Raw genomic sequence first — 25,576 nt, 5'->3', positions numbered from 1 at the left:
TGCAATGAAAAAGGGAGGCCGGCGGCCTCCCTTTTTCATTGCCCCAGCGGCGACGCCCCGAAGCGGGGAACGCTGCGCGTATCCCGGGCCGGCGCCACCCGTCTCACTCGCCGAGCTGCCAGCCGGAGGTGATCGGGTAACGGCGGTCGCGCCCGAAGCCGCGCTGGGTGATGCGCGGCCCGACCGCGGCCTGGCGACGCTTGTACTCGTTGAGGTCGACCAGACGCAGGATCTTGCGCACGGTGTCGGCGGCGAAGCCGCAGGCGATGATGGCGTCGGCCGACTGATCCTCCTCGACGTACAGGCGCAGGATTTCGTCGAGCACCGGATAGGGCGCCAGCGAATCCTCGTCCTTCTGATCGGGGGCCAGCTCGGCCGACGGCGGCCGGTCGATCACCCGCTGCGGAATCACCTCGCCGCCCAGGCCGTTGCGGTACTCGCACAACCGGTAGACCAGGGTCTTGGGCACGTCCTTGAGCACGTCGAAGCCACCGGCCATGTCGCCGTACAGGGTGCAGTAGCCGACCGCCACCTCGCTCTTGTTGCCGGTGGTCAGCACCAGGTAACCCTTCTTGTTGGAGATCGCCATCAGCAGGGTGCCGCGGCAGCGCGCCTGCAGGTTCTCCTCGGTGGTATCAGGGGCCAGGCCGGCGAACACCGGCGCCAGGGTGGCCAGGAAGGCCTCGACCATCGGCTCGATCGGCAGCACCCGATAGGCCACGCCCAGGGTGCGCGCCTCGGCCTCGGCATCCTCCAGGCTCATCTGCGCGGTATAGCGATAGGACATCATCACCGCCTCGACCTTGTCGGCGCCAAGGGCGTCCACCGCCACCGCCAGGGTCAGCGCCGAGTCGACGCCGCCGGACAGGCCGAGCACCACGCCCTTGAAGCCGTTGCGCTGCACGTAGTCGCGCACGCCCAGCACCAGCGCCTGGTAGACGCTGGCCTCGACCGTCGGCAGCGGCGCGCAGTCGGCGGGCTGCGGCTGCACCAGATCCGCGTCCACGTGCAGCTCGGCGAGAAACAGCCCTTCCGCGAAAGCCGGCGCGCGCTGCAGCACGTGGCCGTTGGCCGCCACCACGCAGGAACCACCGTCGAACACCAGCTCGTCCTGGCCGCCGACCTGGTTGACGTAGACGATCGGCAGGCCGCCCTCGCGGGCCCGCTCCGCCAGGGTCGCCTCGCGCACGCGCTGCTTGTCACGATGGAACGGCGAAGCGTTGAGATTGAGCATCAGCCGGGCGCCGGCCGCCCGGGCCGCCGCGGTCGGCTCGGCGTGCCAGACGTCCTCGCAGATGGTCAGCGCCACCGGCACGCCGGCGATCGGAACCACGCAGGACTGAGAACCGGCGTCGAAGTAGCGCTTCTCGTCGAATACTTGGTAGTTGGGCAGCTTCTGCTTGTGGTAGCGGGCCACCAGCTGGCCGTCGTCGATCAGTGCGCAGGCGTTGTAGCGTCGCTCGCCCTCCTCCCAGGGGAAGCCGACCAGCAGGCGGATGCCGCGCACCTCACGGCACAACCGCTCCAACGCCGCCTCGATGCGCAGCTGCATGCTATCCCTGAGCAGCAGGTCCTCGGGCGGATAGCCGCACAGCGACAGCTCGGGGAACACGATGACATCGGCCTGCCAGCGCTGGCGCGCCTGCCCGGCGGCCTCGATGATGCGCTCGACGTTGCCGCGAATGTCGCCGACGCGCAGATTGAGCTGGGCCATGGCGACCCGCAGGACTTGACTCATGCTGCCCTCCAATTGACGACGCGCGCCGGGGTCAACCACTCCGCCCGGGGCGCCTGATGCAGGAGAGGCATTGTCCCGCACCGGCCGCAGCCGGCACAACGCACAGTCGCCGCGGACGGCGCTGGGCGCGCGCCACCGGCTTGGCTACACTGGCGCCTCTTTGCGCCGTTCGAGAGCACCATGGCTCGCCTACTCACCCTGATCGCCCTGTTCGTCCTCGCCTGGTGGCTGTGGCAGCGCTTCACCCGCCCGAAGAGACGGCGCCCTCCGACCGCCGTCAAGTCCCAGCCGATGGTGCGCTGCGCCCGCTGCGGCATGCACGTGCCGCAAGGCGAGGCGCTCGCCCACGACAACCGCTGGTATTGCAGCCGTGACCACCTCGAACAGGATCGCCCCGCTGGATAACGCCGACCTCTGGACCCCTGGGCACGAACAGGGGCAGCGCATCCTGCGCCTGTACCACCTCTATCGTCTGTGCGTCGGCCTGGCCACGGTGCTGCTGATCAGCAGCGACATGCACCTCGAACTGCTGCAGATGGCCGACGCGGACTTGTTCCGCTACACCGGCTGGACTTATCTCGCGCTCAACGTGGTGCTCGGCGTGCTGATGCAGCAGACCAGCCGGCCGCTGCCGATCTTCGGCCTGGCGCTGTCCGACATCAGCCTGCTCAGCGTGATGTTCTACGCCAGCGGCGGCCTGTCCAGCGGCATCGCGCCGCTGCTGGTGATCTCGGTGGCGATCGCCAACAGCGTGCTGCCCGGGCGCTTCGGCCTGCTGATCGCCGCCCTGGCCAGCAGCGCGCTGATCTACCTCACCTTCTACCTGAGCATTAGCCGCCCGGCCGCCGCCAGCCAGTACGTGCAGGCCGGCGCCCTGGGCGGCATGTGCTTCGCCGCCGCGCTGATCATCCAGGCCCTCGGCCGCCGCCTGCAGCAGAGCGAAACCCTGGCCCGCCGGCACGCCGCCGACGTCGCCGACCTGCAAGCCCTCAACGCCCTGATCCTGCAACGCATGCGCACCGGCATCCTGGTGCTCGATCCGCACAACCGCGTGCTGATGGCCAACCCCAGCAGCCTCACCCTGCTCGGCCAGGAGCGCCTGGTCACCCACGCCCTCGACGCGCACTGCCCGGCGCTGCTCGAACGCCTGCAGCAGTGGTTCGAAAACCCCGCCCTGCGCTCGCAGCCGCTGCAGGCCTTCGCCGAAGGGCCGATGCTGCAGCCGAGCTTCGTGCCCCTGCGGCGCAAGGGCGAGCGCGACATTCTGGTGTTCCTCGAGGACGTCTCGCAGCTCGCCCAGCAGGCCCAGCAGCTCAAGCTGGCCTCCCTCGGCCGGCTGACCGCCGGCATCGCCCACGAGATCCGCAATCCGCTGGGCGCCATCAGCCACGCCGCCCAGTTGCTGCAGGAAGCCGAGGACCTGTGCGCCGCGGATCGTCGCCTGACGCAGATCATCCTCGACCATTCACGGCGCATGAACCTGGTGGTGGAGAACGTCCTGCAGCTGTCGCGGCGGCGCCAGGCCGAGCCGCAACTGCTCGACCTGCGCTACTGGCTCCATCGCTTCGTCGCCGAACTGCGGCAGAGCCTGCGCGACGAGCCGACCATCCATGTGCAGAGCGAGCCCGGCTCGATCCAGACCCGCATTGATCCCCAGCAGCTGACCCAGATAGTGACCAACCTGGTGCAGAACGGCCTGCGCTACAGCACGCGCAAGCACGGCAAGGGTCAGGTGTGGCTCAAGCTGTTCCGCGACGGCCTGACCAACCTGCCAGTACTGGAAATCGTCGACGATGGCGACGGCATCGCCGCCGAGCAGCAGGTCAACCTGTTCGAACCGTTCTTCACCACCGAAAACAAGGGCACGGGCCTCGGCCTGTACATCTCCCGCGAACTGTGCGAGAGCAACCGCGCCCGCCTGGATTACGTCCCCCGCGAAGGCAGTGGCGCCTGCTTCCGCATCACCTTTGCCCATCCGAAGACCACGAGCTGACCATGGCGCAACGAGCACTGATCGTCGACGACGAACCCGATATCCGCGAACTGCTGGAAATCACCCTCGGCCGCATGAAACTGGACACCCGCAGCGCGCGCAACGTCAAGGAAGCCCGCGAGTGGCTGGCCCGCGAGCCGTTCGACCTGTGCCTGACCGACATGCGTCTACCCGACGGCACCGGCCAGGAACTGGTCCAGCTGATCCAGCAGCGCTATCCGCAAACCCCGGTGGCGATGATCACCGCCTACGGCAGCGTGGAGACCGCGATCAATGCCCTCAAGGCCGGCGCCTTCGACTTCCTCAGCAAACCGGTGGACCTTGCCCGCCTGCGCGAACTGGTGGCCACCGCCCTGCGCCTGCGTGCCCCCGAGGCTCAGGGCGAGGCGGACGGCTCGGTCGACAGCCGCCTGCTCGGCGACTCGCCGCCGATGCGCGCGCTGCGCAAGCAGATCGCCAAGCTGTCGCGCAGCCAAGCGCCGGTATACATCAGCGGCGAATCCGGCAGCGGCAAGGAGCTGGTGGCCCGTCTGATCCACGAGCTCGGTCCGCGCACCGAGCAACCGTTCGTGCCGGTCAACTGTGGCGCCATCCCCTCCGAGTTGATGGAGAGCGAATTCTTCGGCCACAAGAAGGGCAGCTTCACCGGTGCGGTGGAGGACAAGCCCGGCCTGTTCAAGGCCGCCGATGGCGGCACCCTGTTCCTCGACGAGGTGGCCGACCTGCCGCTGCCCATGCAGGTCAAGCTGCTGCGCGCCATCCAGGAAAAGGCCGTGCGCGCGGTCGGCGGCCAGCAGGAGATGGCGGTGGACGTGCGCATCCTCAGCGCCACCCACAAGGACCTGGCCGGCGAGGTCGCCGCCGGGCGCTTCCGCCAGGACCTCTACTACCGCCTCAACGTCATCGAGCTGAAGGTGCCGCCGCTGCGCGAACGCCGCGAGGACATCGCCCTGCTCGCCGAGCGCGCCCTGCAGCGCCTGGCGGGCGAATGCGGTCTGGAGCCGGCACGCCTCTCCGACGAAGCGCTGGAGAAGCTGAAGAACTACCGCTTCCCCGGCAACGTGCGCGAGCTGGAGAACATGCTCGAGCGCGCCTACACCCTGTGCGAGGACGACTGCATCCAGGCCAGCGACCTGCGCCTGGGCGACGCGCCCGCCGCACCGGGCAGCGGCGATGGCAGCGGCAACCTGGCGCAGATCGACGATCTCGAGGACTTCCTCGAGAACATCGAGCGCCAGGCGATCATGCAGGCCCTCGAGGAAACCCGCTGGAACCGCACGGCGGCAGCGCAGCGTCTTGGCCTGTCGTTCCGCTCCATGCGCTACCGACTGAAGAAGCTCGGCATCGACTGAGTCGCGGCCTCGATGCCCCCTGGCGGGGGCAGGAAGCCAAACGGGCGCCCGCTGCTCAGCTCACGACGCCGCACCACATTGGATCAATAGCACTCCGGTATCGCACCACAAAAGAACACTAGCATTTTCCTAAACCCCGCAAGAATAGGCCATTGAGCCATTGTGCCGGGCGAACAATTACAAAAAAGCACCAAAAAGATTCACAAATGCGTCACGATGCACTATCTTGGAGCCAGCTCACTAATTAACGGATCCCGCCTGCCGCAAGCGGCTGGACCGTGCTCATCGAAAACTCCGAGGCATCCCCATGTCCCTTGACGCCTTCCTGACGCAACTCAAGCGTCGCGATCCCGATCAGCCCGAATTCCACCAGGCGGTGGAGGAAGTGGTACGCAGCCTGTGGCCCTTCCTGCAGAGCGAGCCGCGTTACCTGAAGGCCGGCATCCTCGAGCGCATCGTCGAGCCCGAGCGCGCCATCCTGTTCCGCGTCCCGTGGGTCGACGACCAGGGCAACGTGCGCGTCAACCGCGGCTACCGCGTTCAGATGAGCAGCGCCATCGGCCCGTACAAGGGCGGCCTGCGCTTCCACCCGTCGGTCAACCTCGGCGTGCTGAAATTCCTCGCCTTCGAACAGGTATTCAAGAACTCGCTGACCTCGCTGCCCATGGGCGGCGGCAAGGGCGGTTCCGACTTCGATCCAAAGGGCAAGAGCGATGGCGAAGTGATGCGCTTCTGCCAGTCGTTCATGAGCGAGCTGTACCGCCACGTCGGTGCCGATCTGGACGTACCGGCCGGCGACATCGGCGTCGGCGCCCGTGAAATCGGCTACATGTTCGGCCAGTACAAGCGCCTGTCCAACGAGTTCACCTCCGTGCTGACCGGCAAGGGCCTGAGCTACGGCGGCAGCCTGATCCGTCCGGAAGCCACCGGCTACGGCTGCGTGTACTTCGCCCAGGAAATGCTCAAGCGCAGCGGCCAGGACTTCGACGGCAAGCGCGTCACCGTCTCCGGCTCCGGCAACGTGGCGCAGTACGCGGCGCAGAAGGTCATGGAACTGGGCGGCAAGGTCATCTCGCTGTCCGACTCCGAAGGCACCCTGCATATCGAGGCGGGCCTGACCGTCGAGCAGTGGGAATACCTGATGGACCTGAAGAACGTCCGTCGCGGCCGCCTCAGCGAGATGGCCGCCCACTTCGGTCTGGAATTCCTGGCCGGGCAGCGTCCGTGGCACCTGCCGTGCGACATCGCCCTGCCCTGCGCCACCCAAAACGAACTGGACGCCGAGGACGCCCGCACCCTGCTCAAGAACGGCTGCATCTGCGTGGCCGAAGGCGCCAACATGCCGTCGACCCTGGAAGCGGTGGATCTGTTCGTCGAAGCGGGCATCTACTACGCCCCGGGCAAGGCCTCCAACGCCGGTGGCGTGGCCACCAGCGGCCTGGAAATGAGCCAGAACGCCATGCGCCTGCACTGGAGTGCCGGCGAAGTGGATCAGCGTCTGCACGGCATCATGCAGAACATCCACAACGCCTGCGTGCACTACGGCGAAGAGAACGGCCGCATCAACTACGTCAAGGGCGCCAACATCGCCGGCTTCGTCAAGGTCGCCGATGCCATGCTGGCCCAGGGCGTGGTCTGAGTCGCCAGGCGACAGCCCCCGAAGAAGCCGGCCTTGCGCCGGCTTTTTCTTGCCCGGACTTCGCCGGAGGCGGATCCAACTTCCTCTCGCACTTCGCTCGTGCGCTATGGCCAGCGACACGCTGGCGGACAAATTATTCGGAATCCGCTTGAAAAGACTGATCTTTAGGAAGATTCAGTCTCACGACCGCTGCGCGCTTGACCTTAACTGACTGAGGAAAAAGAAGATCGCCGAGTAGTCACAGGAATGAGTACCAAGGCCATCCGCAAACCTCGTCTGTTGTGGTTCGATCTGAACAACACAGAAAACGCCGAGCAGTGCATCGAGCAGTTTCTTCCCCATTGCCACGTTAGCCTGGCCGGCGGCCTGGAAGACCTGACAGCGGATGGCGAACATCCGGTGCCGGATATGCTGTGCCTGCAATTCGATCGCCCCGACAGCAATGGTCTGAACCTGCTGCTGGAGATCAAACAGCGCTCGCCTTCGATTCCGATCACCATGCTCACCGTGCAGCATTCCGAGGAACTGGCAGTCTGGGCGTTCCGCTCGGGCGTTTGGGAATACCTGGTCCTGCCGCTGAGCAACTCCGAGCGCCAGCGTTATCTCAAGTCCCTGCGTGACCTGTGCGAGATGCGCTCCCGTCCGCCCGGCAGCCAGCGCCAGCGGCCGCGGCGTACCGACCAGTTGCCCGACTGTGTGCGCCTCAACCGCGAGCAGCATGCCCACCAGCCGCTCTATGCGGCGATTGCCCATATCGACAGCCACTTCCGCGAGCGGATCGACGAGACCGAGATGGCGGAACTTTGCACCATGAGCACCGTGCGCTTCAGCCGCCTGTTCAAGCAATACTGCGGCATCGGCTTTCAGGAATACGTCATGCGCAAACGCATGCAGGCCGCCGAAGAGCTGCTGTTCAACAGCGACATCCCGGTGTCCAGTGTGGCCTATACGGTCGGATTCAAGGACCCGTCCTATTTTTCCCGTGCTTTCCGCCAGCACTTCGGGCGCAGCCCCAGCGCTTGCCGCAACCACCGCCATCAATCGCTTCCCCTGCCGCTGGCCGCCCCCTTGGGCGAGGGGAGCGATCTGGGGGACTGAACAAGCCCCTTGAAACACAGGACACCGTTTCCCCCTTACCATAAGGGATAGGCAAACGACTGTGTTTATGACTACCAGCAGAGACAAAACCATCGAAGTGCTCGGCCAGGAGCGGCGTCGCCGCTGGAGTGTCGAGGAGAAACTGGCCATGGTGCGCGAAAGCCTGGAACCCGGGCAAAGCGTCTCAGTGGTGGCCCGGCGCAACGGCATCAACCCCAACCAATTGTTCCACTGGCGCAAGCTCTACCAGGACGGCAGCCTGTCGGCGGTCAGCGCTGGTGAAGCGGTGGTGCCTGCTTCCGAGTTGGCCGATGCCCTCAAGCAGATCCGCGAACTGCAACGGATGCTCGGGAAGAAGACCATGGAGGCCGAGATCCTCAAGGAAGCGGTGGAGATCGCCCGCTCGCGAAAATGGATTGCGCACTCACCCTTGTTGCCGGGGGACGACCAGTGAAGGCGGTCAGTGAGAGTCTCGGTGTGGCGCGCTCGCAATTGACGGCTCGACTCAAACAACCCGCGCCAGGGCTGCAACCCCGTCGGCGCCGAACGCTCAACGATGCGGCCCTGGTCGAGCAGATCAAGCAGGCAGTCGGCGCGTTGCCCAGCTATGGCTATCGTCGGGTCTGGGGTCTGTTGCGTCGGCAGCATGAGCAACAGGCCCTGCCACCGGTCAACGTGAAGCGGGTTTACCGCGTCATGCGTGACCACGCTCTGTTGCTGGAACGCCGGCGCAAACAGCCGGGCGTGGCGCGGCGTCACGAAGGTCGTGTTGCGGTGGATACGAGCAACACCCGCTGGTGCTCGGATGGCTTCGAGTTCCGCTGCGAGGATGGCGAAAAGCTGCGCGTGACCTTCGCCCTGGACTGCTGTGACCGCGAGGCCATCAGCTGGGTGGCCAGCCCAAACGGCTACAGTGGCGACGATGTCCGCGATGTGATGCTGGAAGCCATCGAGCAACGCTTCGGTGGTGAGCGGCCGGCGTCGCCAGTGCAATGGCTGAGCGACAACGGCTCGGCCTATACGGCCGAACAGACTCGAGCCTTCGCCCGGCAGATTGGCTTGCTGCCCCTGACAACCCCGGTGTGCAGCCCGCAGAGCAACGGCATGGCGGAGAGCTTCGTGAAGACCATGAAGCGCGACTACATCCGCCACATGCCCAAGCCCGATCGAGCGACGGCCCTGCGCAACCTGACCATCGCCTTCGAGCATTACAACGAGGAACATCCGCACAGTGCACTGAAATACCGCTCACCTCGGGAATTCAGACGCTTGGCTGAGGCATCAACCTAACGGGGTGTCGGTGTCCGGTTTGATAGGGGCAAGTCCAGGGACCGTCCGACCTAGGCGACACCACTGCCTGTGGAAAACGAAAAGCCGCGTCTCGACGCGGCTTTTCATTGGCTCGACGACAGGGATCTCCCAGGATTACGGCACGCCCACCTGCAATGGGGTCGGCAGGCTGACGGTCGACACCACCGGCGCCGGGACCAAGGACGCGGAAACAGGCGCCCTCACCGGCTGCGGATCGCTGGCGACGGGCGTAGCCTCGTTCACCCCGGAGTCATCGTTCTCGCGTAGACGGCGGATCTGCTGCACCCGCTTGAGATTCTGCCAGGCGACCTCGTAGTGGGAAGGCGACTGGTCGATGGCCGTGCGGAAGAACTGCTCGGCCTGCTCCAGCTTGCCCTCGATGAGACAGATGTAGCCCACGTCGTTGCTCGCCTCGGCGCGCGACTCGACCTGCTCGAAGGCCGACAATGCCTCCTCGTAGCTGCCCATGCGGGTCAGCAGCATCCCGTAGTTGCGCCACGCCGGCTTGTAGGTGGCATCGTAGCTGAGCGCCTGATGATAGGCCTGGCGCGCCGCCACCCAGTCACCGGCCAGGTAGAAGGAATAGGCCTGACTGTTGGCGACCATCGCCGAGCGCGGACTGATTTGCAGCGCCAGGCGGTAATACACCTGCGCGCTGGAGTAATCGTTGCGCAGATCGGCCAGGACCCCCAGGCCGTTGTAGACACGCAGCGGCGACGTGGCATCCACCTTCAGCGCCCCCAGGTTGGTCAGCTCGCCGCCACCGAAACGCTGCTGATCGATATGCAGGGCCGTCCCGAGAGTATCGGCCGCCTCCGGATAAAGACGCATGCCAATCTGTAGCGTTCCCAGTTCGGCCAAGGCATCGAGATTACCGGGATCGTCCGCCAGGACCTTGTGCAAGGCTACTTCTGCCAGCTTGTGATTGCCGCGCTCGCGGTGGATACGCCCAACCCACACCAGCGCCTCGTAGCGATGAGGATCCAGTTCACTGGCACGCAGGTACTGGAACAGGGCCTGGTCGGTATCGCCGGCGGCATAGGCTGTCGCCGCTATGCGCATGGCCTGCTCGGGGCTGTCCGCCCCTTTCTGTACTTCGTAGAGTACCGCCCTCCCGCCGTCGTACAACTCGTTGCGGCTTTTAACTACCCCTTCTCCCATGGTCTGACAGCCCGCCAGAGTGGCGGCAAGCGCCGCCAAAAGCGCAATCCTGTGCATCTCACAATCTCCCGAAGGCTCTGAGAACGCCGATGATTACCGGTCCGATCACGACCAGGAAAAAACTCGGCCACAGACAGAAGATTAGTGGAAATACCAGTTTGGTACCGAGTTTCGCTGCCTGCTCTTCGGCAGCCTGCATGCGGCGATCGCGGAACTCCTCGGCATAGACGCGCAAGGTATCGGCCACGCTGGTACCGAAACGAATGCTCTGCGCCAGCAGGCTGACCAGCCCATTGATATCGTCGAGCCCCGTACGTTCGGCCAGATGGCGAAGGGCCTCGGTGCTGGAAATGCCAGCGCGGATTTCGGCGTTGACCAGGGCTAGTTCCTCAGCCAGCTCCGCGTGACTCACCGTCATTTCTTGAGCGACCCGCTCGATGGATTGCGGCAGGGCCAGTCCCGACTCGACACAGACCACCAGCAAATCCAAGGCATCCGGGAAAGCTGCGCGCAGGGAGCGTATGCGGGCGCTTTTGCGCTTATCCACATAGATCGCTGGCAACAGCCAGCCGATCCCCGCCGCCAACGTCATCAGGAATCCCCCCCACAGCAATGACACTCCCTTGATGAAAGGCAGGGCCAAAACCACGATTCCCATCAAGATCAAGATCAACAACAACCGCGCAGACCAATACACCTGCGCCGCCGACGATTGGCGAAAACCTGCATGCATCAGCAGGGTGCGTGTCGACGAGTTCTGCCAATCGGTGTCACCGGCAAAGCGCTCCCCCACCTGGGCCAGCATCAATTGCAGGTTGCTGGGTGCTCCCTGCCCACTCCCTGCATGAGCCGTCTTGATACCCCTGAGCCGACGCTGCACCGGATCCTGCAGGCCGAACACCAGCAATGCTACCGTCACCACCGCCAGCACGGCACTCAAGGCCATGGCACCAACGAACAACAGTCGGGCCACTCCCTCATTCCCCACCGCACCATTGAGCAGACTCAGCAGATAGTCCATTTGCAGCCCCTCTCACGAATCGGTCAGGCCTCAGACCTGGATACGAATGAGCTTTCTGATCCAGAAAATTCCCAGCAACATGGCGACGAAGGATGCGCCAATGAGCTTATGACCAATCGGCTCCTTGAGCATCATCGGCAGATAGGTCGGCGAAGTAGCCATCAACGCAACTGTCAGGACAAAAGGAATGGCCACCAGGATCCACGCCGACATCCGCCCTTCCGCCGACAGCGTCTTGACCTTGCGCTGGAAGCGAAAGCGTCCCCGGATCAGCGAACTCAGACGCTCGAGTATCTCGGTCAGATTGCCACCCGTCTCACGGTGCAGCAGGATCGAGGTGACCAGCATCATCACCGTCATGCTCGGCATGCGCTCGAGCAGGCCGAGCATGGCCCGACGCACGTCATTGCCGTAGTTGATGTCGGCGAAGGTCATACCGAACTCGTGGGCTACCACCCCCTTCTGCTCCTCCCCCACCAGGCGTAATGTCTCGTTGAAGGGATGTCCCGCCTTGAGAGCGCGGACCATGGAATCCAGCGCGTCGGGCAACTGCTCTTCGAATTCGGCAAAGCGCTTGGCACGATCCTGCGACACCTTATAGATCGGCACCCAGAACGCCACAAACCCAGCCAGCAGGGCCGCCCACCACAGCGGGAAGAACAACCAAACCAGTAACGCAGCGCCCAAAGCCAATGCCCCACCGAGCAATACGACCCGATAGGCACGAAACTCATGGCCTGCCTGCTCGACCATCTCGCTCAGCTTTTCCATGCCCGGCAATTGCTCCAGCGCAGCTTCCAGCGGCGACAGGCGCTTGAGGTACTTCTGACGCAGTACCGTCTGCATGTTCGGCAGGTCGCTGGCCCGCTCCAGGGTGTTCAACCGCTCGCGAATACGTTTGCGCACCTTGCCGGCTTCGCCAAATACCGGCACCACCGTTCCCTGGGAGAGCAGGAACACCGAGAGAAACACCATACCGAGAAAGAGCAGGATGAACTCCGACGGGATCTGGCTCATGACTGCCCACCCTCCATCCATTCAGGCCGGAACAGGTTGAGGGGCAACTCGATGCCGTGCTTGCCCAGCACATCCCGGAATGATGGCACCATACCGGTCGGCTTGAAGTCACCGAGTACCTCGCCGTGCTCGCCAAGACCACGCCGCTCGAAGGTGTAGATTTCGGTCATGGTGATGATCTCGCCCTCCATGCCGTTGATCTCCTGCACGCTCACCACCCGGCGCTTGCCATCCTCCTGACGCTCAAGCTGCACCACCACATCGATGGCGGAGGCAATCTGCTGGCGCAGGGCCTTGATCGGGAAGGTGGCCCCAGTCATCGCCACCATATTCTCGATGCGGCCCAAGGCGTCGCGTGGGGTGTTGGCGTGGATGGTGGTCAACGAACCATCATGGCCGGTGTTCATCGCCGCCAGCATGTCCAGTGCCTCGGCACCGCGCACCTCGCCGATCACGATACGGTCGGGGCGCATGCGCAGACTGTTGCGCACCAGTTCGCGCTGGTTCACCTCGCCACGGCCCTCGATGTTCGACGGACGGGTCTCCAGACGCACCACATGGGGTTGCTGCAATTGCAGCTCGGCCGAGTCCTCGATGGTGACGATACGCTCGTTGTGCGGAATGAAGCTGGATAGCACGTTGAGCATGGTGGTCTTGCCGGTGCCGGTACCCCCGGAAACCAGCACGTTCAGTCGCCCCCGGACGACGGCCTTGAGCACCAGAGCGATCGCGGGCGTCATGGCACCGCGCTCGATCAAACTTTCGGTGTTGAGCAGATCCACGGCGAAGCGGCGGATCGACATGCTCGGCCCGTCGATGGCCAGCGGTGGAATAATGGCGTTGACCCGCGAACCATCCTTGAGTCGCGCATCCACCAGCGGCGAAGACTCGTCGATACGCCGTCCCAGGGCGGAAACGATGCGGTCGATGATATTGAGCAGGTGAGTGTCGTCACGGAAGCACACATCGGTCCGCTGCAACTTGCCGAAACGCTCGACGTAGACCGACTTGGCACCATTGACCAGGATGTCCGACACCGTGCGATCGGCCAGCAGCGGCTCCAGCGGCCCGAGACCGAGCACCTCGTCGGTGATCTGCTTGATGATCAACTGGCGGCTGGCGGTGCTGACTGGCGCGGAATGATCGTCCAGCAGCCGCTGACAGATGTCACGGATCTGCTTGGTCGCCTCCGCAGGCTCCAGACTATCCAGCAGCGAGAGGTCCATGACTTTGAGCAGTTGCTCATAGACCTTACCCCGCCACTCCACTTCCAGTGGATTGAGCTGCGTTCGAGTGTTGTAGGCTTCCTCGGGAGCGGCCTCTTCCCAGCTGAGCATGGTTTGCTCCTTGCCGGCCACCTCGCCCTCGGCCGCTTGGGACGCCCCCCCCTTCTGGGATGGTTGACGCAGGCGATTCCGCAATTCATTGAACATGACTGGATCCCCCGAACAGACGGCTCACGGCTCGCTTGAGCAGGCCGCCACGGTTGATTTCCTGCCCCCCTTGCAACTCCTCGGCGATCTGCTTCAAGGAAAGGGTGATGGCGGCGCGCGGTGCATGGACGGCCAGCGGCACACCGGCATTCTGACTCTCGCTGACCACATTGAAATCGTTGGGCAACTGCAGCAGATCCGGGCAGCGCAGCGCATCCTCGATATCCTTGAGGCTAACCGCGGAGTTCTTGCCGAACCGGTTGACCAACAGCTGCAGGCGATTAGCCTGGATACCCATGTCGTCGCGCAGGATACGCAACAGCCGATCGGCATCCTTGAGATGGCTGATGCTCTGCTGCAGCACCACCATCACCTTGTCGGCGTTCTCCAGGGCGGTCCCGGTGAGGTGATCGATCTGCCGGGGCAGATCCACCACCACCCAGTCGTAGGTGCTGCGCGCCAGATACAGCAGCGATTCCAGCTGCTCGGCCTGCACATCCTGCGGCAGGCACAGCTCGCTGTCCTTGCCACCCAGCACATGCAGATTGGGGCTGTAGTGGGTGCAGAAACCTCGCAACGCCACGCTGTCCAATTCGCCGGCCTGCTGCAATACATCGACATGGCTATGGATCGGCTGCACATCGAGATAGTGGGCGACGCTACCGAACTGCAGATCGAGGTCGACAAGCAGCACGCTGGCGTGCTGGCTCAGCTGTTGCGCCAGGTTGCAGGCCACCACGGTGGCCCCGGAGCCGCCTTTGGCATTCATGACCGCCAGCAGCTTGCCGGCCTCGCCATTGCTGGCACGGCGCTCCAGCACCATGCGCTGCAAGGCAGCACTCAGTTCGAGTTGGTTGAGCGGGTCGGGGAAAAAGTCGCGCGCCCCTGCCTGCATTGCCATCCGCAAGCCTTCGGCTTGATCCAGGGCCCCACATAGCAGCAAGGCTGGCCGATCTGCCGGCGAGCGTTGCAGCAGCGCAGCCAACTCCTCCCGCCATTGCCCGCTGACCCGCAACAACAGCAGGTCCGGCATCTGCTCCAGCCCGTACAAGGGATCGCAATGACCATTGGTGGCCAGGCGGGTGGAGACCTGGAGCCCCGGCACATGCTGGCAGATCGCCTGCAAGTCCTTGATGGCCTGGCCGTCCCGGCTACTGATCAGGAGCCGCAGACCGCGGCGGGATACGCTGTCCGTCATCGACGGAAATTCCCGGGATTTCAGCATGGCGTGATCTCCGGTGCTACGCCTTCCTCGGCGTGTCTGCCGAGGCTTTCGCGGGGAATGGTCGACCTGAACGATGGCAAAGTCAGTTCGCCAAAGCCAGGAATCAGCAGCTCGAACGGAAAGTTGTCCACCCGTAGCTGCACATAACGGATGGCACGGAAACCGGTGGCATTGACCAGATCATCCGGAGCGGCCACGACAGCTCCGTCCTCATCCAGATAAACCAGACTCAGATCGGCACTCTCCAGATAACCGATCAGCGAACTGGCACCGCTATCGTTGATGTCATTGAACATGGCCCGGCGCAGAATGCGTGGATCGCGGATATCACAAACCGCCGCCAACCGCGCGCCGCGCCGTACGACCTCGTCCAGACCATTGACGGTGAAATACAGACGCCCCATCTCCAGCACTCCGAACAGCAGCACGAAGAGCACCAGTCCGATGATGGCGAACTCCACCACGAACACACCGCGCATATGCCTTGCGTTCATTACAAGCCCCTCATCACGGTGGTGGCCACCAATGGGATACCCAGTGGAATGGCATCGCCAAGCAAGGCCGGCAAACCGTTGCCGATTACCGGTTGGAACACGTACTGGATGCGGACCTGCACATGCTCGGTCCCTACCGTGCTGACCTGCACGTCAGCCGTGGTCAGACCGGGCACTACCGTGCTGCTCTGTGGCGAGGGAGCGCCATAGACCGCAATGTTCTTGGCTCGCCCCTCCAATACCGAGTCGATCTCCACGCGGCCGAGATTGCTGTCCCAGGCCTGGCCGGCGACATAGCGCACTGCATCGCGATTGGCCTGCAACAGGTTGTTGTAGTGGTAGAGCATGCGGCCGAACTCACCGATGGCCAGCAGCAAGAACAGCAACAGCGGCAGGGTAATGGCGAACTCGACCATGGCCACGCCCTTCTGACTCCGACTGAGCTGCAGGGAGCAAGCTTGCATAATCACCTTTCCTTGCCGAGTCCCTCGGCAGGCTTGCGTTCGACAACGGCTCAGGAGTCGGTACTCGGCGTACGGTTATTGTCGATATAGGTCTTGTACAGCTGGATGATCACCGGCCCGACGTCGTCGGTCGGCACCGGACCGGCCACGCCGTCGCCCTCGCATTCCTTGACGAACTGGCCGAATACCTGGGCTTCGACACCCTGCTGGGCAACGGTCTGCAGCATGAAGAAACAACCGAAGTCCAGTACCGGCACACTGGTGGCGCCACCGGACTCGCCATCGCAATTGCCGATCACGATATTGAGCATGCGTCGCTCGGCGGCACCCGTGCAGGAACCCGACACGGCACAGGCCGCACTGTCGTCCTTCCAGTCGTTGACGTCGTACAACGGGTTTCCACCCGCCGTCAGGTCCCCACCGCTGGAAGTCACCTGCTGCCCCTGATAAAGCACCTGACCAGTGCTGCCGTCGTAAGTCATCTTGGGGGTGCTGTAGGTGGTAACCCAATCCGGTGGGTAATCGGCGGAATTCATGCCCGGACCGTTGTAGACCCCGAAACGGGTGTTCAGGCCCTGGGCCACGGGACCGACCGAGTTACCGGGTTCGGTCGCCACCTCCTCGCCCACCACATTGCACTTCTCGATGCCGCCGGCCAGCGCGGTGCGCAGGTCATTGGCGCCGGAGGAACCATCGAGACGCAGCATCTGGAAGTTGCCCGGGCCGATGGCCGGGGTATTGCCGGCCGCGCTCTTCAACACCTCCAGATCGCCGTAGCTATACCCCCAGTAGGAAGTCCCGCTGTTTTCCGCAGGGTCATCGTTGGGATCGCCGCACACCATGATGGGTTCGATCTTGCACGGGCTCGCGGACGGGCTCGGTCCCGCGGTGGCGATAGCCGCCACGGCCTTGTCTCCCAGACCGCCAAAGACCTGGGCGACTCCCCACAGGAACCCCGTCAGCGGGTAGTTCGGTACCGATACCCGGACGTACGTGGCATCCGCCGGCCCGGCGGCGGAAAAGGGACCGTAGACACTGTTGGAAAAGGTGACCTCGGTGTAGCCCCCGACCGCTGCCGCCGTAGTGCCAAAGGCCTCTCCCAACTCGCCATTTCCATCGGCGGCGGCATTGCGCGCCAAGGTATCCAATGCCGAATCACGGGCCAAGGTGGAGGCGAGAGGGCTGCCGAATGAAGTTTGCAATGTCTTCGCGCCACTCAGGGCGGCAGCGTCGACAGCATTCTGCAGCCGTGTCTTGTTCAGCAGCAGGTGCCCCCCATCCAGGGCCAAGGCGCCCATGAGGAGTATGGCCGCCAGGGCGATGACCACCAGTACCATTACGGCCCCCCGCTGCCTTCCTGGCCAGTGTTGCAAGTGGTTGGGTTTCGTCAGGGGGGTCATAGCGGCTACCTCATATGCTGTCAGTTCAACTTCAATTGCTCATTTGGATTTGAATGGGTTGGGCTACTTCGGCAGCATCGCCGGTGACGCCGCGATAGCCGTCCATCACGCTCTCGGTCAGCGGGCCGTCGACGCCCGTTGGCGAAACTTCGGTGCCCGGGTTGGCGGCGACCTCCTTGTCGGCGATCTGCTGGTAGTGGGTGGCGTAAACAGTCGAGCCCAGTTCACCGACCCGACCTTCTTCATAGGTCATGCAGCCGGCCAGCGTACCCAGCAGCAAAAGCGGAATAATTGCTTTCATAGTCAGAACTCCCTTCAATCCAGATCGTGGCCGAAATTGCCTTCGCTGACGCCCAGGCTCACCGGAACACTGCGTCCCGGCCCATTGCCTTTGGTCTTGCCGAGCAGATAGAAGTCCAGATCGCTGGGCTCGACGAAACGCTCGGTGGGCAGACGCACGGTCCGCGCGTCGATCGGCTTGGCCAGATGCGGGGTGACCAGGATCACCAGTTCGGTTTCACCGCTCTGGAACTGCTGGCTGCGGAACAGATGGCCCAGCACCGGCAGGTCGCCCAGACCAGGGAAACGGCTGACCAGATCCTTGGTGTTTTCATTGATGAGGCCGGCGATGGCGATGGTCTGGCCATTGCCCAGCTCCACGGTGGACTGCGCACTACGCTTGGTCAGCGAGGGGATGATCTGCGCCACGCCCTCACCCAGTACGCTGTCAATACCGGTATCCAGCGCCAGTGCATTGGTGTTGGAAAGTTCGCTGACCGACACGTTCAGGTTGAGGTTGATCCGTCCGGAGTCGAGCACCACCGGCAGGAACTTCACCCCCACACCGAATTCCTTGTATTCGATGGTGATGCCATCGTCCTCGGTGACCGGAACAGGGAACTCCCCACCGGAGATGAACTCGGCCTGCTGCCCGGTCAGGGTGGTCAGGGTGGGCTCGGCCAGGACCTTGGCCGAACCGTTGTCCTTGGAGGCTTCCAACACCATGTTGAAGAGGAATTCGTCGGACAGGAATTGGCCGAGAATGCCCTTGCCATCCCCGAACATAGTGGTCGGATTGAGCAGGCCATCCTCGTCGAAACCGAGGCCCTGACCGTTATTGAAGCCGCCCGTCGACCAACGGCTGGAAGAGCCGAAGTCCAAGGCGTTAAAGCGCACGTTCAGCGACTTGAACAGACTGCGCTGCATCTCGGCCACCTTGACCTCCAGCATCACCTGCTGGCTGCCCCCTACGGTGAGCAGATTGATCACATCCAGGCTCTTGCTCGGCGCCGCGGAAGCCTCCTCGGCCTTGCCCTGGGCGATGCTCTGACTCTGCGCGGTATAGGTCTTGGCCACCTTGACCGCCGTATCCATGGCCGCGGCACTGGATACCTGGCCACGCAGCACCAGCGCGCCCTGGGCGCTGAACACCGAGATCTTCTCGTTGGGCATCAGTTCGTGCAGCTTGGTCTTCAGCGCGGAGAGGTCATGCACCACTTCAAGATCGAGGCTGTCGATCAGCTTGCCACTGCCATCCCACAGCAGCACGTTAGTGCTACCCAGCGAGCGCCCCAGCAGGTACAGCTCGCGCGGATTGGTGACCAGCACGTCGGCGATTTCCGGATTGCCGATGGAAACCTTGCGCACCGCCCCCCGGGTGGCCAGCACACGTGACTTGTAAAGGGGCACTTCGACGTTGGTGATGCCCCCCATAGGCACGCCGGAGGTTGCTTCGTAAGAGTCGGCTGCCTGTACAGCGAACGCCAGCAACAACCAGGCCGCCACTGTGCATAGCGTGTATGAGCCGAGTCTGCGGATGGTGTCCATGTCTGCTCCTTATGGTTTTTCAACGCTTGCCTGCTTGGTGACGAACGCCGCACTTCGTGCGGCGGCGTCTACGACCTACCACCTCACTACCCCGCTTGCTGCTTACCGCTGAACGCTCACGTTCTCCACTTCGGTGCCCCGGATGATGGTTACCTGCGCGCCAGCAATACCGCTGCTGCGACGGACCACCGGCTTCGGCGGTGGCGGCGGCGCCACGGCGACGACCGGAGCCGGCTTGGGCTCCTCGATCTTTTTCTGGTCATCCAGCGGGTTGCGCAGGGCCAGCTGGAGCTTGCCTTCGGTTTGCGACTTGACCAGGATTTCGGCCTCTTCCGAGGTCATTTCCAGGGTGACGGCACGCACCACCACCGGCTGGGTCTTGTCGGTACTGGCGGTCTGGTCTACCGCCAGTACCCGCAGGTCGTAGAGGATGGTTTCCGACTCGGCCACATTGGTGGAGCCAGAAACCTTCCTGGTCGCCAGCACATCGACCCGGTTGCCCGGCAGCAGGAAGCCGCCGACGCCCACCACGTCATCCACCCGCACCGAGATCGCCCGCTTGGTCGGCTCGATCAGCGAAGCCAGAGTGCTGCCCCCAAGATGCTCGGCCAGCCTGGCGCTACGCAGGATGTCGCCCTGCAACAGAGTGAAGGTAGCAATCCGTCCCGTGACCTTTTCCACAGAATCGAAAGCATCGCCCGGGGCTGTCCCTTTGGGCATGAGGACTGCCTTGACGTGCTGAGGCTCGACCATCTGGCCGAAGGGGATTTCCACGGCGGCCACCACGACGTTTTCCATATTGGAATCGGCGGTGGTGTTCAGCCGCGCGGACAACCAGTTGTTGGCCATCCAGGCCGCCCCAAGGCCTAGGACCATCGACAGCGCGATCAACACCAATGTGCGGGAATTCATTGCTTATCTCCTTGCTCAGCACCCGGCAGCCTGACGAAGTAGTTACGCCAGGCCCACTCCAGCTCCTGCGGCGTCAACGGCCCGGAGCTCCCCTGATAACGCTGCCGGTCCCGCGCCATGCCCAGCAGGTCGCGGGGATGGCAGGGTGCCAGCGGCACCTTTTCCGGTTGATGCAGGCCTTCGATGACATAACGGAGCAACAACGGATCGAAGGGAATCTCCAGTTTCTCCACTTCCTGGCGCCAGATTCGCTCGTACTCGTGGCGGGTCAGGTAGTCGAAATGCAGCTTGTAGCCAATCCGGCGCAGGAAGGCCTCGTCCGCCAGTTGCAGCGGGTTGAGGTTGGTGGAGAAGACCAGGATCAGGTCAAAAGGTAGTTCACAGTGGCGACCGCCACCGAGATTGAGGAAATCTTTTTTCTCCTCCATCGGCACGATCCAGCGGTTGAGCAACTCGGCCGGCGCCATGCGCTGGCGGCCCATGTCATCGATGATGAACATGCCGTTGCTGGCCTTGAGCTGCAGGGGCGCCTGGTATTGGCGACTGTAAGGGTCGTAGCGGATATCCAGCTGGTCCATGGTCAGCTCGCCGCCGGTGACCACCACCGGGCGCTTGCAACGCAACAGACGACGATCATGGCCTTGGTCCAGGCGTAGGCTCGGCTTGGCGACCTCCTCTTCCACCCGCTTGTGCACCTGGGGATCGAAGATTTCGATGATCGCCTCGCCGATGGCAATGGCATGGGGCACCCAGATGCTCTCGCCGAACAAGCGGATCAGCTTGCTACTGATGAAGGTTTTGCCGGTACCGGCGGGGCCGTAGATCATGATCGCCCGCCCGGAATTCAGTGCAGCCCCCAACTGGTCAAGCATGCCTCCGTGCAACACCACCCCAGTGAAGGCGCCCTGCATTTCCTTGCCGGTGACGCCGCCATGGTGGATGGTCTGCTGCCGGAGCAGCTCCCGATAGCGCTCGACGGGATAGGGTGCGGGCCCGATATAGCCGCTGCGCGCCAAAGCATCGCGAGCACTGCCGCGACCCCGCTCGGTCAGACCGTAACGCAGGCCACCACCACCATTGGGCGACTGCCCCAATACCTCGATACGCCCGTCCTTGCGCAGGAAGGCCAGCAACTCATCGAGCACCGGTCCGGGCAGCGCAACGCGCTCTATGAGCCGGGCAGTATCCAGGCTCCCGGCGTCATAGAGATGTTTGCAGAGCAGATCGATCAGCAGCGTGTCGGAAAGCCCCGTCTCCGCCAGCGTGCGTGGTTGATTCGAATTGAAAGCATTGCCCCCACCGGAGTTGTCTACCCCGGCATCTTCGACCTTGGCAAACCCCGGCTTATTCATGGCCTGCTCCCTGCTGTTATCAGAAGATTTACATTGTTAAATCGGCGTCCAATACAAACTCAGCAAAGTTCCGGTCGCAATAGCGATTGCATAAGGGAATCGATGTCTCGCGGCATCGTCGGCCGCTGCGGAAATACGAGTTCGCGTAACTGCCATTGCGTAGTAACGCGAAACCAACCTGCCCAAGCCCTTCTTATAAATCAGATAGAAAACCCCTATTAATCCCCCGGCAAGGAAACTGAAAGCCGCTGCCCACAACACTGCCTCGGCGTCCAGAAAGCTGCCGACTACCGCCATCAACTTCACATCGCCAGCGGCCATCCCCCCCAGGATGTAAAGTGGAATGAAGACAGCGAACCCCACCAGAAAGCCTTCGCCCCCTATTCGTAAGCCGCTCCACCCCACCATGTCGACCTGGTAGTACAGCCCCACCAGCAGGCCAAGGAGGAGGTAATAATTGGGGAGTCGGTGGCTTACGAGGTCATAAACCACCGCCCCCAAGAGGAGCACTGACAACAATGCAATCAACAGCATCAGAAGCCCCCGAAAAATTGGAACTACAGAAAATAGTTAGTTCTACAAGTCGTTACGCACCAGCACCACCACCACCGCAGGCATTGCCCATTACAGCATCAGCCAGGCAGTTGATCTGCGTGGCTACGTTCCCCCCCAGCAGAATGAATGCTGCAACGGCCCCCAAGGTGACCAGACCACCGGCCACCGCATATTCAACGATGGTCAGGCCCTCTTCGTCCTTAATGAACTTGATTACAGCCTGCTTGATTGTTTGAAGTTCCATTTTCTCCACCTCACAAATTGTTTCTGGACTGTTCACGGCCGTTAACCTGCCGTAACACTCAAGCTAGACGCTGAAACAGTGGGCGGTTAGGAGAATTTTGCGAATTACAGGTACTTTTTTGCAGCCCCGACCAGCGGCGCCCGATACCGGGCCAAGTAGCCGCCAAAGCCTGCCCCAGTCGAGGCATAGCGGTAGAGGAGCCCCGAGATCGTGGCAAATCGGTACAGATCAGATCCCCCTTGACCTTCCCCATATGGCAAGGTTGATCCTTAAGCATGCGAAAAACGACGGCCACCCCGAGGGGGGCCGCCGACGAACGGAGGGTTCCCCATGAACATCGGCCAAGCCGCCCGGCAATCCGGCCTCAGTGCCAAGATGATCCGCCACTATGAGAGCATCGGCCTGCTCCAGCCGGCCGGGCGCGGCGACAACGGCTATCGCCACTACAGCGCGCAGGACCTGCATCGGCTGACCTTCATCAAGCGCGCCCGCGACCTGGGTTTTTCCCTCGAGGAGGTCGGCAAGCTGCTGCAGCTGTGGCAGGACCGCCAGCGCGCCAGCGCCGACGTGAAGGCCCTGGCGCTCGGCCACATCGCCACCCTGGAACGCAAGATCGCCGAGCTGGTCAGCCTGCGCGACACCCTCGGCGAGCTGGTCGAGCACTGCCAGGGCGACCAGCGACCGGACTGCCCGATCCTCCATTCGCTCGAGTGTGGCGCCACCCGCTGCGCCCCCGAACAGTGAACTCCGCCCGACGAACGAGCTCTATCTCCGACATGCCATGTAAAGCCAACCCCGCCAGTGCATGTTAAGGTTGCCCCTTGTTTTGCTTTACCGTGGAAGTCGTTATGCCCTATCCGTCCGCAGGGCGTCGGTTGCGTCGGCGCCTGTTCGGCAGTAGCGCCCTGCTGCTGGCACTGGTCCAGCTCAGTGCCTGCGCCGAGCCGCCCGCCAACCGTGCCGTGCACGCGGCGCCGATGCTGGCGACCGCTACTCCCGCCGCCAGGCCCGCCGTCGAGCCGCTCGCCTCACCGGCGGCCATGCCGCGCAGCTTCAGTCAGTGGCGCGAGGACTTCCGTCGCATCGCCCTGGCCGCCGGCATCGGTGCCGACACTTTCGAGCGCGCCTTCGCCGGCATCAGTCCCGACCCGGCGGTGATCCGCGCCGACAGCAGCCAGCCCGAGTTCGCCCGCCCGGTGTGGGAATACCTCGACAGCGCCGTTTCGCCGCAGCGCGTGGTCAAAGGCCAGCAGTTGCTCGACGAGCATGCCGCCACCCTGGGCGCCATCGAGCGGCGCTACGGAGTCGAGCGGCATACCCTGGTGGCGGTGTGGGGCATGGAAAGCAACTTCGGCAGCAACATGGGCAACATGAACGTGATCCGCTCGCTGGCCACCCTCGCCCACGAGGGACGCCGCCCGCAGTTCGCCCAGGATCAACTGCTCGCCGCGCTCAGCATCCTCGAGCACGGCGACGTGCAGCCGCAGCGCATGCTGGGCTCCTGGGCGGGAGCGATGGGCCAGACCCAGTTCATTCCGACCACCTACCAGCGCCATGCGGTGGACTTCGACGGCGACGGCCGCCGCGACATCTGGGACTCCACCGCCGATGCGCTGGCTTCGACCGCCAACTACCTGCGCGCCTCCGGCTGGCAGCCGGGCCAGAGTTGGGGCATGGAAGTGCGTCTGCCCCAAGGCTTCGACTATGCGCTGGCCGACCCGGATACCCGCAAGACGGTCGGCGAATGGCTGCAGCTGGGCATCCGCCCGCTGGCGGAGAACGCCCAGGTAGAGGCCGCCCACATGCAGAGTGCAACCCTGCTGCTGCCGGCTGGCCACCTCGGCCCGGCGTTCCTGGTCCAGGACAACTTCCGCACCATCCTCAAGTACAACAATTCCACCGCCTACGCCCTGGCCATCAGCCTGCTCGGCGAACGCTTCAGCGGCGGCGGCCAGGTCCTCGCCGGCTGGCCGCGCGGCGAGCGGCCGCTGTCGCGCAGCGAACGCATCGAACTGCAGGAACGCCTGGCGCAGCGCGGCTTCGACCCCGGCACGCCGGACGGCATCATTGGTGCCAACACTCGCCGCGCGGTACGCGCCAGCCAGCAGCAACTGGGCTGGCCGGCCGACGGTTATCCCAACCATCGCCTGCTCGAACAGTTGCGCCAGCAACCCTGAGCCGGACGACAAGGTGACCCGCGGATCAAGGGCTCCACTGTAGAGGCGAATTCATTCGCCCACGGGTTTTGCGAGGCGAAGGAATTCGCCCCGACAAGACCCGTGGACGCCCTATTGGCTTGCTTGATCAGATCGCCTGCGGCATTCGCTCGCACAGGCGCACCAGCGCCTCCACCCATTGCGGCTGGTCGTTGAGACAGGGCACCAGCACCAACTCCTGACCTCCTGCCTCGCGGAACTGCTCGCGTCCGCGCTCGCCGATCTCCTCGAGGGTTTCGATGCAATCGGCGACGAAGGCGGGGCAGAGCACCAGCAGCTTCTTCACTCCCCGGGCAGCCAGTTCCTCGAGCGCCGCCTCGGTGTAGGGCTCGATCCACTTGGCCCGCCCCAGCCGCGACTGGAAGGACACCGACCACTGTCCCTCGCCCAGCCCGGTACGCTCGACCAGGCCGCTGCTGGTGCGCAGACACTGGGCGCGATAGCAGCTGGCGAGCAGGGCGCCGCTGGCTCGCTGACAGCAGTCGGCGCTCCGCAGGCAGTGGCTGCCGGTGGGGTCGCTCTTGTGCAGGTGGCGCTCGGGCAGGCCGTGGTAGCTGAGCAGCACGTGGTCAAAACCCTGCTCGAGATAGGGCGCGGCGCTGGCCGCCAGCGCATCGAGGTATTCGGGCTGGTCGTAGAAAGGCGGCAGAACGTCCGTCTCCAGCCTGAGCTGACGGCTTTGCAGCACCCGGCGGACCTCCTCGAGCACGGTGGTCACGGTACTGTCGGCAAACTGCGGATACAGCGGCACCACGGTCACGCGGCGCACGCCGGCACCGGCCAGGCGTTGCAGAGCGCCATCGATGGAAGGCTCGCCATAGCGCATCGCCAGTTCCACTGGACCGTGCGACCAGCGCTCGGCCACCTTGGCTTGCAGGCGCCGGCCGAGCACCAATAGCGGCGAGCCCTCTTCCCACCAGATCGAGCGATAGGCCTCGGCCGAGGCGGCCGGGCGCCTGACGAGGATCAGCCCCACCAGCAGCCGGCGCAGCGGCCAGGGCAGGTCGACGACATGCGGGTCCATCAGGAACTGGTTGAGGTAGCGACGCACGTCGGCCACCGCGGTGGAGGCTGGCGAACCGAGGTTGACCAGCAGCAGCGCGTGATCGGTCATGAATGTCCTT

General features: G+C 63.8%; 24 protein-coding genes. 8 read left to right on the top strand and 16 right to left on the bottom strand.

The window, feature by feature from the left end:
• Positions 1-103: 103 nt before the first annotated feature.
• Positions 104-1,738 carry an NAD+ synthase gene (locus LMJ29_RS12480; RefSeq protein WP_229605845.1) on the bottom strand — a complete coding sequence of 545 codons (1,635 nt, stop codon included), beginning with the start codon at positions 1,736-1,738 and terminating at the stop codon, positions 104-106.
• Positions 1,739-1,918: 180 nt separating this feature from the next.
• Here LMJ29_RS12480 and LMJ29_RS12475 point away from each other — a divergent pair, with 180 nt between their 5' ends.
• The 6 genes from LMJ29_RS12475 (at position 1,919) to LMJ29_RS12450 (ending at position 9,110) form a co-directional block, all read left to right on the top strand.
• The gene (locus tag LMJ29_RS12475) at positions 1,919-2,143 is read left to right on the top strand and encodes a PP0621 family protein (protein ID WP_229605844.1); all 225 of its coding nucleotides are present in this window, start codon (positions 1,919-1,921) and stop codon (positions 2,141-2,143) included.
• Complete coding sequence (locus LMJ29_RS12470) at positions 2,109-3,731, top strand: sensor histidine kinase (RefSeq protein WP_377656973.1); 1,623 nt, start codon at positions 2,109-2,111, stop codon at positions 3,729-3,731. Before LMJ29_RS12475 ends, LMJ29_RS12470 begins: the two co-directional genes overlap by 35 nt.
• A gap of 2 nt (positions 3,732-3,733) precedes the next feature.
• Positions 3,734-5,083 (top strand): sigma-54-dependent transcriptional regulator, encoded by a 1,350-nt coding sequence (locus LMJ29_RS12465; protein ID WP_229605843.1) that lies wholly within the window; start codon positions 3,734-3,736, stop codon positions 5,081-5,083.
• 301 nt (positions 5,084-5,384) lie between these two features.
• On the top strand, positions 5,385-6,722 hold the full coding sequence (gdhA, locus tag LMJ29_RS12460) for an NADP-specific glutamate dehydrogenase (protein WP_229605894.1): 1,338 nt from the start codon (positions 5,385-5,387) through the stop codon (positions 6,720-6,722).
• A 246-nt stretch (positions 6,723-6,968) separates the two neighbouring features.
• Positions 6,969-7,820, top strand: coding sequence for a response regulator transcription factor (locus tag LMJ29_RS12455; protein ID WP_229605842.1), 852 nt, complete (start codon positions 6,969-6,971; stop codon positions 7,818-7,820).
• Positions 7,821-7,887: 67 nt separating this feature from the next.
• Positions 7,888-9,110 (top strand): IS3 family transposase gene (locus LMJ29_RS12450; protein WP_229605841.1). Its coding sequence is split into 2 segments (ribosomal slippage): positions 7,888-8,233 and positions 8,233-9,110, totalling 1,224 coding nucleotides; the frame shifts between segments, so codons are not numbered across the junction.
• 135 nt (positions 9,111-9,245) lie between these two features.
• Here LMJ29_RS12450 and LMJ29_RS12445 read toward each other — a convergent pair.
• The 14 genes from LMJ29_RS12445 to LMJ29_RS12380 all read right to left on the bottom strand — a co-directional run bounded on the left by LMJ29_RS12445 (position 9,246) and on the right by LMJ29_RS12380 (position 22,236).
• Positions 9,246-10,349 (bottom strand): tetratricopeptide repeat protein, encoded by a 1,104-nt coding sequence (locus tag LMJ29_RS12445; RefSeq protein WP_229605840.1) that lies wholly within the window; start codon positions 10,347-10,349, stop codon positions 9,246-9,248.
• 1 nt (position 10,350) lies between these two features.
• The gene (locus LMJ29_RS12440) at positions 10,351-11,313 is read right to left on the bottom strand and encodes a type II secretion system F family protein (protein WP_229605839.1); all 963 of its coding nucleotides are present in this window, start codon (positions 11,311-11,313) and stop codon (positions 10,351-10,353) included.
• A gap of 30 nt (positions 11,314-11,343) precedes the next feature.
• Positions 11,344-12,330, bottom strand: a complete 987-nt coding sequence (locus LMJ29_RS12435; RefSeq protein ID WP_229605838.1) for a type II secretion system F family protein — start codon at positions 12,328-12,330, stop codon at positions 11,344-11,346.
• Entirely contained in the window at positions 12,327-13,763 is a 1,437-nt protein-coding gene (locus LMJ29_RS12430; RefSeq protein ID WP_229605837.1) for a CpaF family protein, read from the bottom strand. The genes LMJ29_RS12435 and LMJ29_RS12430 overlap by 4 nt, the downstream gene beginning before the upstream one ends.
• Complete coding sequence (locus tag LMJ29_RS12425; RefSeq protein ID WP_229605836.1) at positions 13,753-14,988, bottom strand: AAA family ATPase; 1,236 nt, start codon at positions 14,986-14,988, stop codon at positions 13,753-13,755. Before LMJ29_RS12425 ends, LMJ29_RS12430 begins: the two co-directional genes overlap by 11 nt.
• On the bottom strand, positions 14,982-15,482 hold the full coding sequence (locus LMJ29_RS12420) for a TadE/TadG family type IV pilus assembly protein (protein ID WP_229605835.1): 501 nt from the start codon (positions 15,480-15,482) through the stop codon (positions 14,982-14,984). Before LMJ29_RS12420 ends, LMJ29_RS12425 begins: the two co-directional genes overlap by 7 nt.
• Complete coding sequence (locus LMJ29_RS12415; protein ID WP_229605834.1) at positions 15,482-15,946, bottom strand: TadE/TadG family type IV pilus assembly protein; 465 nt, start codon at positions 15,944-15,946, stop codon at positions 15,482-15,484. The genes LMJ29_RS12420 and LMJ29_RS12415 overlap by 1 nt, the downstream gene beginning before the upstream one ends.
• A gap of 50 nt (positions 15,947-15,996) precedes the next feature.
• Positions 15,997-17,283, bottom strand: coding sequence for a pilus assembly protein TadG-related protein (locus LMJ29_RS12410; RefSeq protein ID WP_229605833.1), 1,287 nt, complete (start codon positions 17,281-17,283; stop codon positions 15,997-15,999).
• Between the two features lie 94 nt (positions 17,284-17,377).
• The gene (locus LMJ29_RS12405) at positions 17,378-17,647 is read right to left on the bottom strand and encodes a hypothetical protein (protein ID WP_229605832.1); all 270 of its coding nucleotides are present in this window, start codon (positions 17,645-17,647) and stop codon (positions 17,378-17,380) included.
• 14 nt (positions 17,648-17,661) lie between these two features.
• Positions 17,662-19,059 carry a type II and III secretion system protein family protein gene (locus tag LMJ29_RS12400; RefSeq protein ID WP_229605893.1) on the bottom strand — a complete coding sequence of 466 codons (1,398 nt, stop codon included), beginning with the start codon at positions 19,057-19,059 and terminating at the stop codon, positions 17,662-17,664.
• Between the two features lie 216 nt (positions 19,060-19,275).
• Positions 19,276-20,085: a Flp pilus assembly protein CpaB gene (cpaB, locus tag LMJ29_RS12395; protein ID WP_229605831.1), complete on the bottom strand. Its 810-nt coding sequence runs from the start codon at positions 20,083-20,085 to the stop codon at positions 19,276-19,278.
• Positions 20,082-21,437 (bottom strand): AAA family ATPase, encoded by a 1,356-nt coding sequence (locus LMJ29_RS12390; RefSeq protein ID WP_229605830.1) that lies wholly within the window; start codon positions 21,435-21,437, stop codon positions 20,082-20,084. Before LMJ29_RS12390 ends, cpaB begins: the two co-directional genes overlap by 4 nt.
• A 36-nt stretch (positions 21,438-21,473) precedes the next feature.
• Complete coding sequence (locus LMJ29_RS12385) at positions 21,474-21,971, bottom strand: A24 family peptidase (RefSeq protein ID WP_229605829.1); 498 nt, start codon at positions 21,969-21,971, stop codon at positions 21,474-21,476.
• Between the two features lie 52 nt (positions 21,972-22,023).
• Positions 22,024-22,236 (bottom strand): Flp family type IVb pilin, encoded by a 213-nt coding sequence (locus tag LMJ29_RS12380; protein ID WP_229605892.1) that lies wholly within the window; start codon positions 22,234-22,236, stop codon positions 22,024-22,026.
• 330 nt (positions 22,237-22,566) lie between these two features.
• Between LMJ29_RS12380 and cueR the strand changes: the two genes are divergently transcribed.
• Together cueR and LMJ29_RS12370 are read left to right on the top strand one after the other, a co-directional pair.
• Entirely contained in the window at positions 22,567-22,980 is a 414-nt protein-coding gene (gene cueR / locus LMJ29_RS12375) for a Cu(I)-responsive transcriptional regulator (RefSeq protein WP_229605828.1), read from the top strand.
• A gap of 104 nt (positions 22,981-23,084) precedes the next feature.
• Positions 23,085-24,413, top strand: coding sequence for a lytic murein transglycosylase (locus LMJ29_RS12370; RefSeq protein WP_229605827.1), 1,329 nt, complete (start codon positions 23,085-23,087; stop codon positions 24,411-24,413).
• Between the two features lie 127 nt (positions 24,414-24,540).
• On the opposite strand, the gene hemH is transcribed toward LMJ29_RS12370, so the two are convergent.
• Entirely contained in the window at positions 24,541-25,566 is a 1,026-nt protein-coding gene (gene hemH, locus LMJ29_RS12365; protein ID WP_229605826.1) for a ferrochelatase, read from the bottom strand.
• Positions 25,567-25,576: the final 10 nt, after the last annotated feature.

The sequence above is a fragment of the Pseudomonas oryzagri genome, assembly GCF_020831405.1.
Taxonomy (GTDB): domain Bacteria; phylum Pseudomonadota; class Gammaproteobacteria; order Pseudomonadales; family Pseudomonadaceae; genus Geopseudomonas; species Geopseudomonas oryzagri.
Note: the sequence above shows the minus strand (reverse complement) of the source record. Positions and strands in the feature narration are given on the sequence as shown.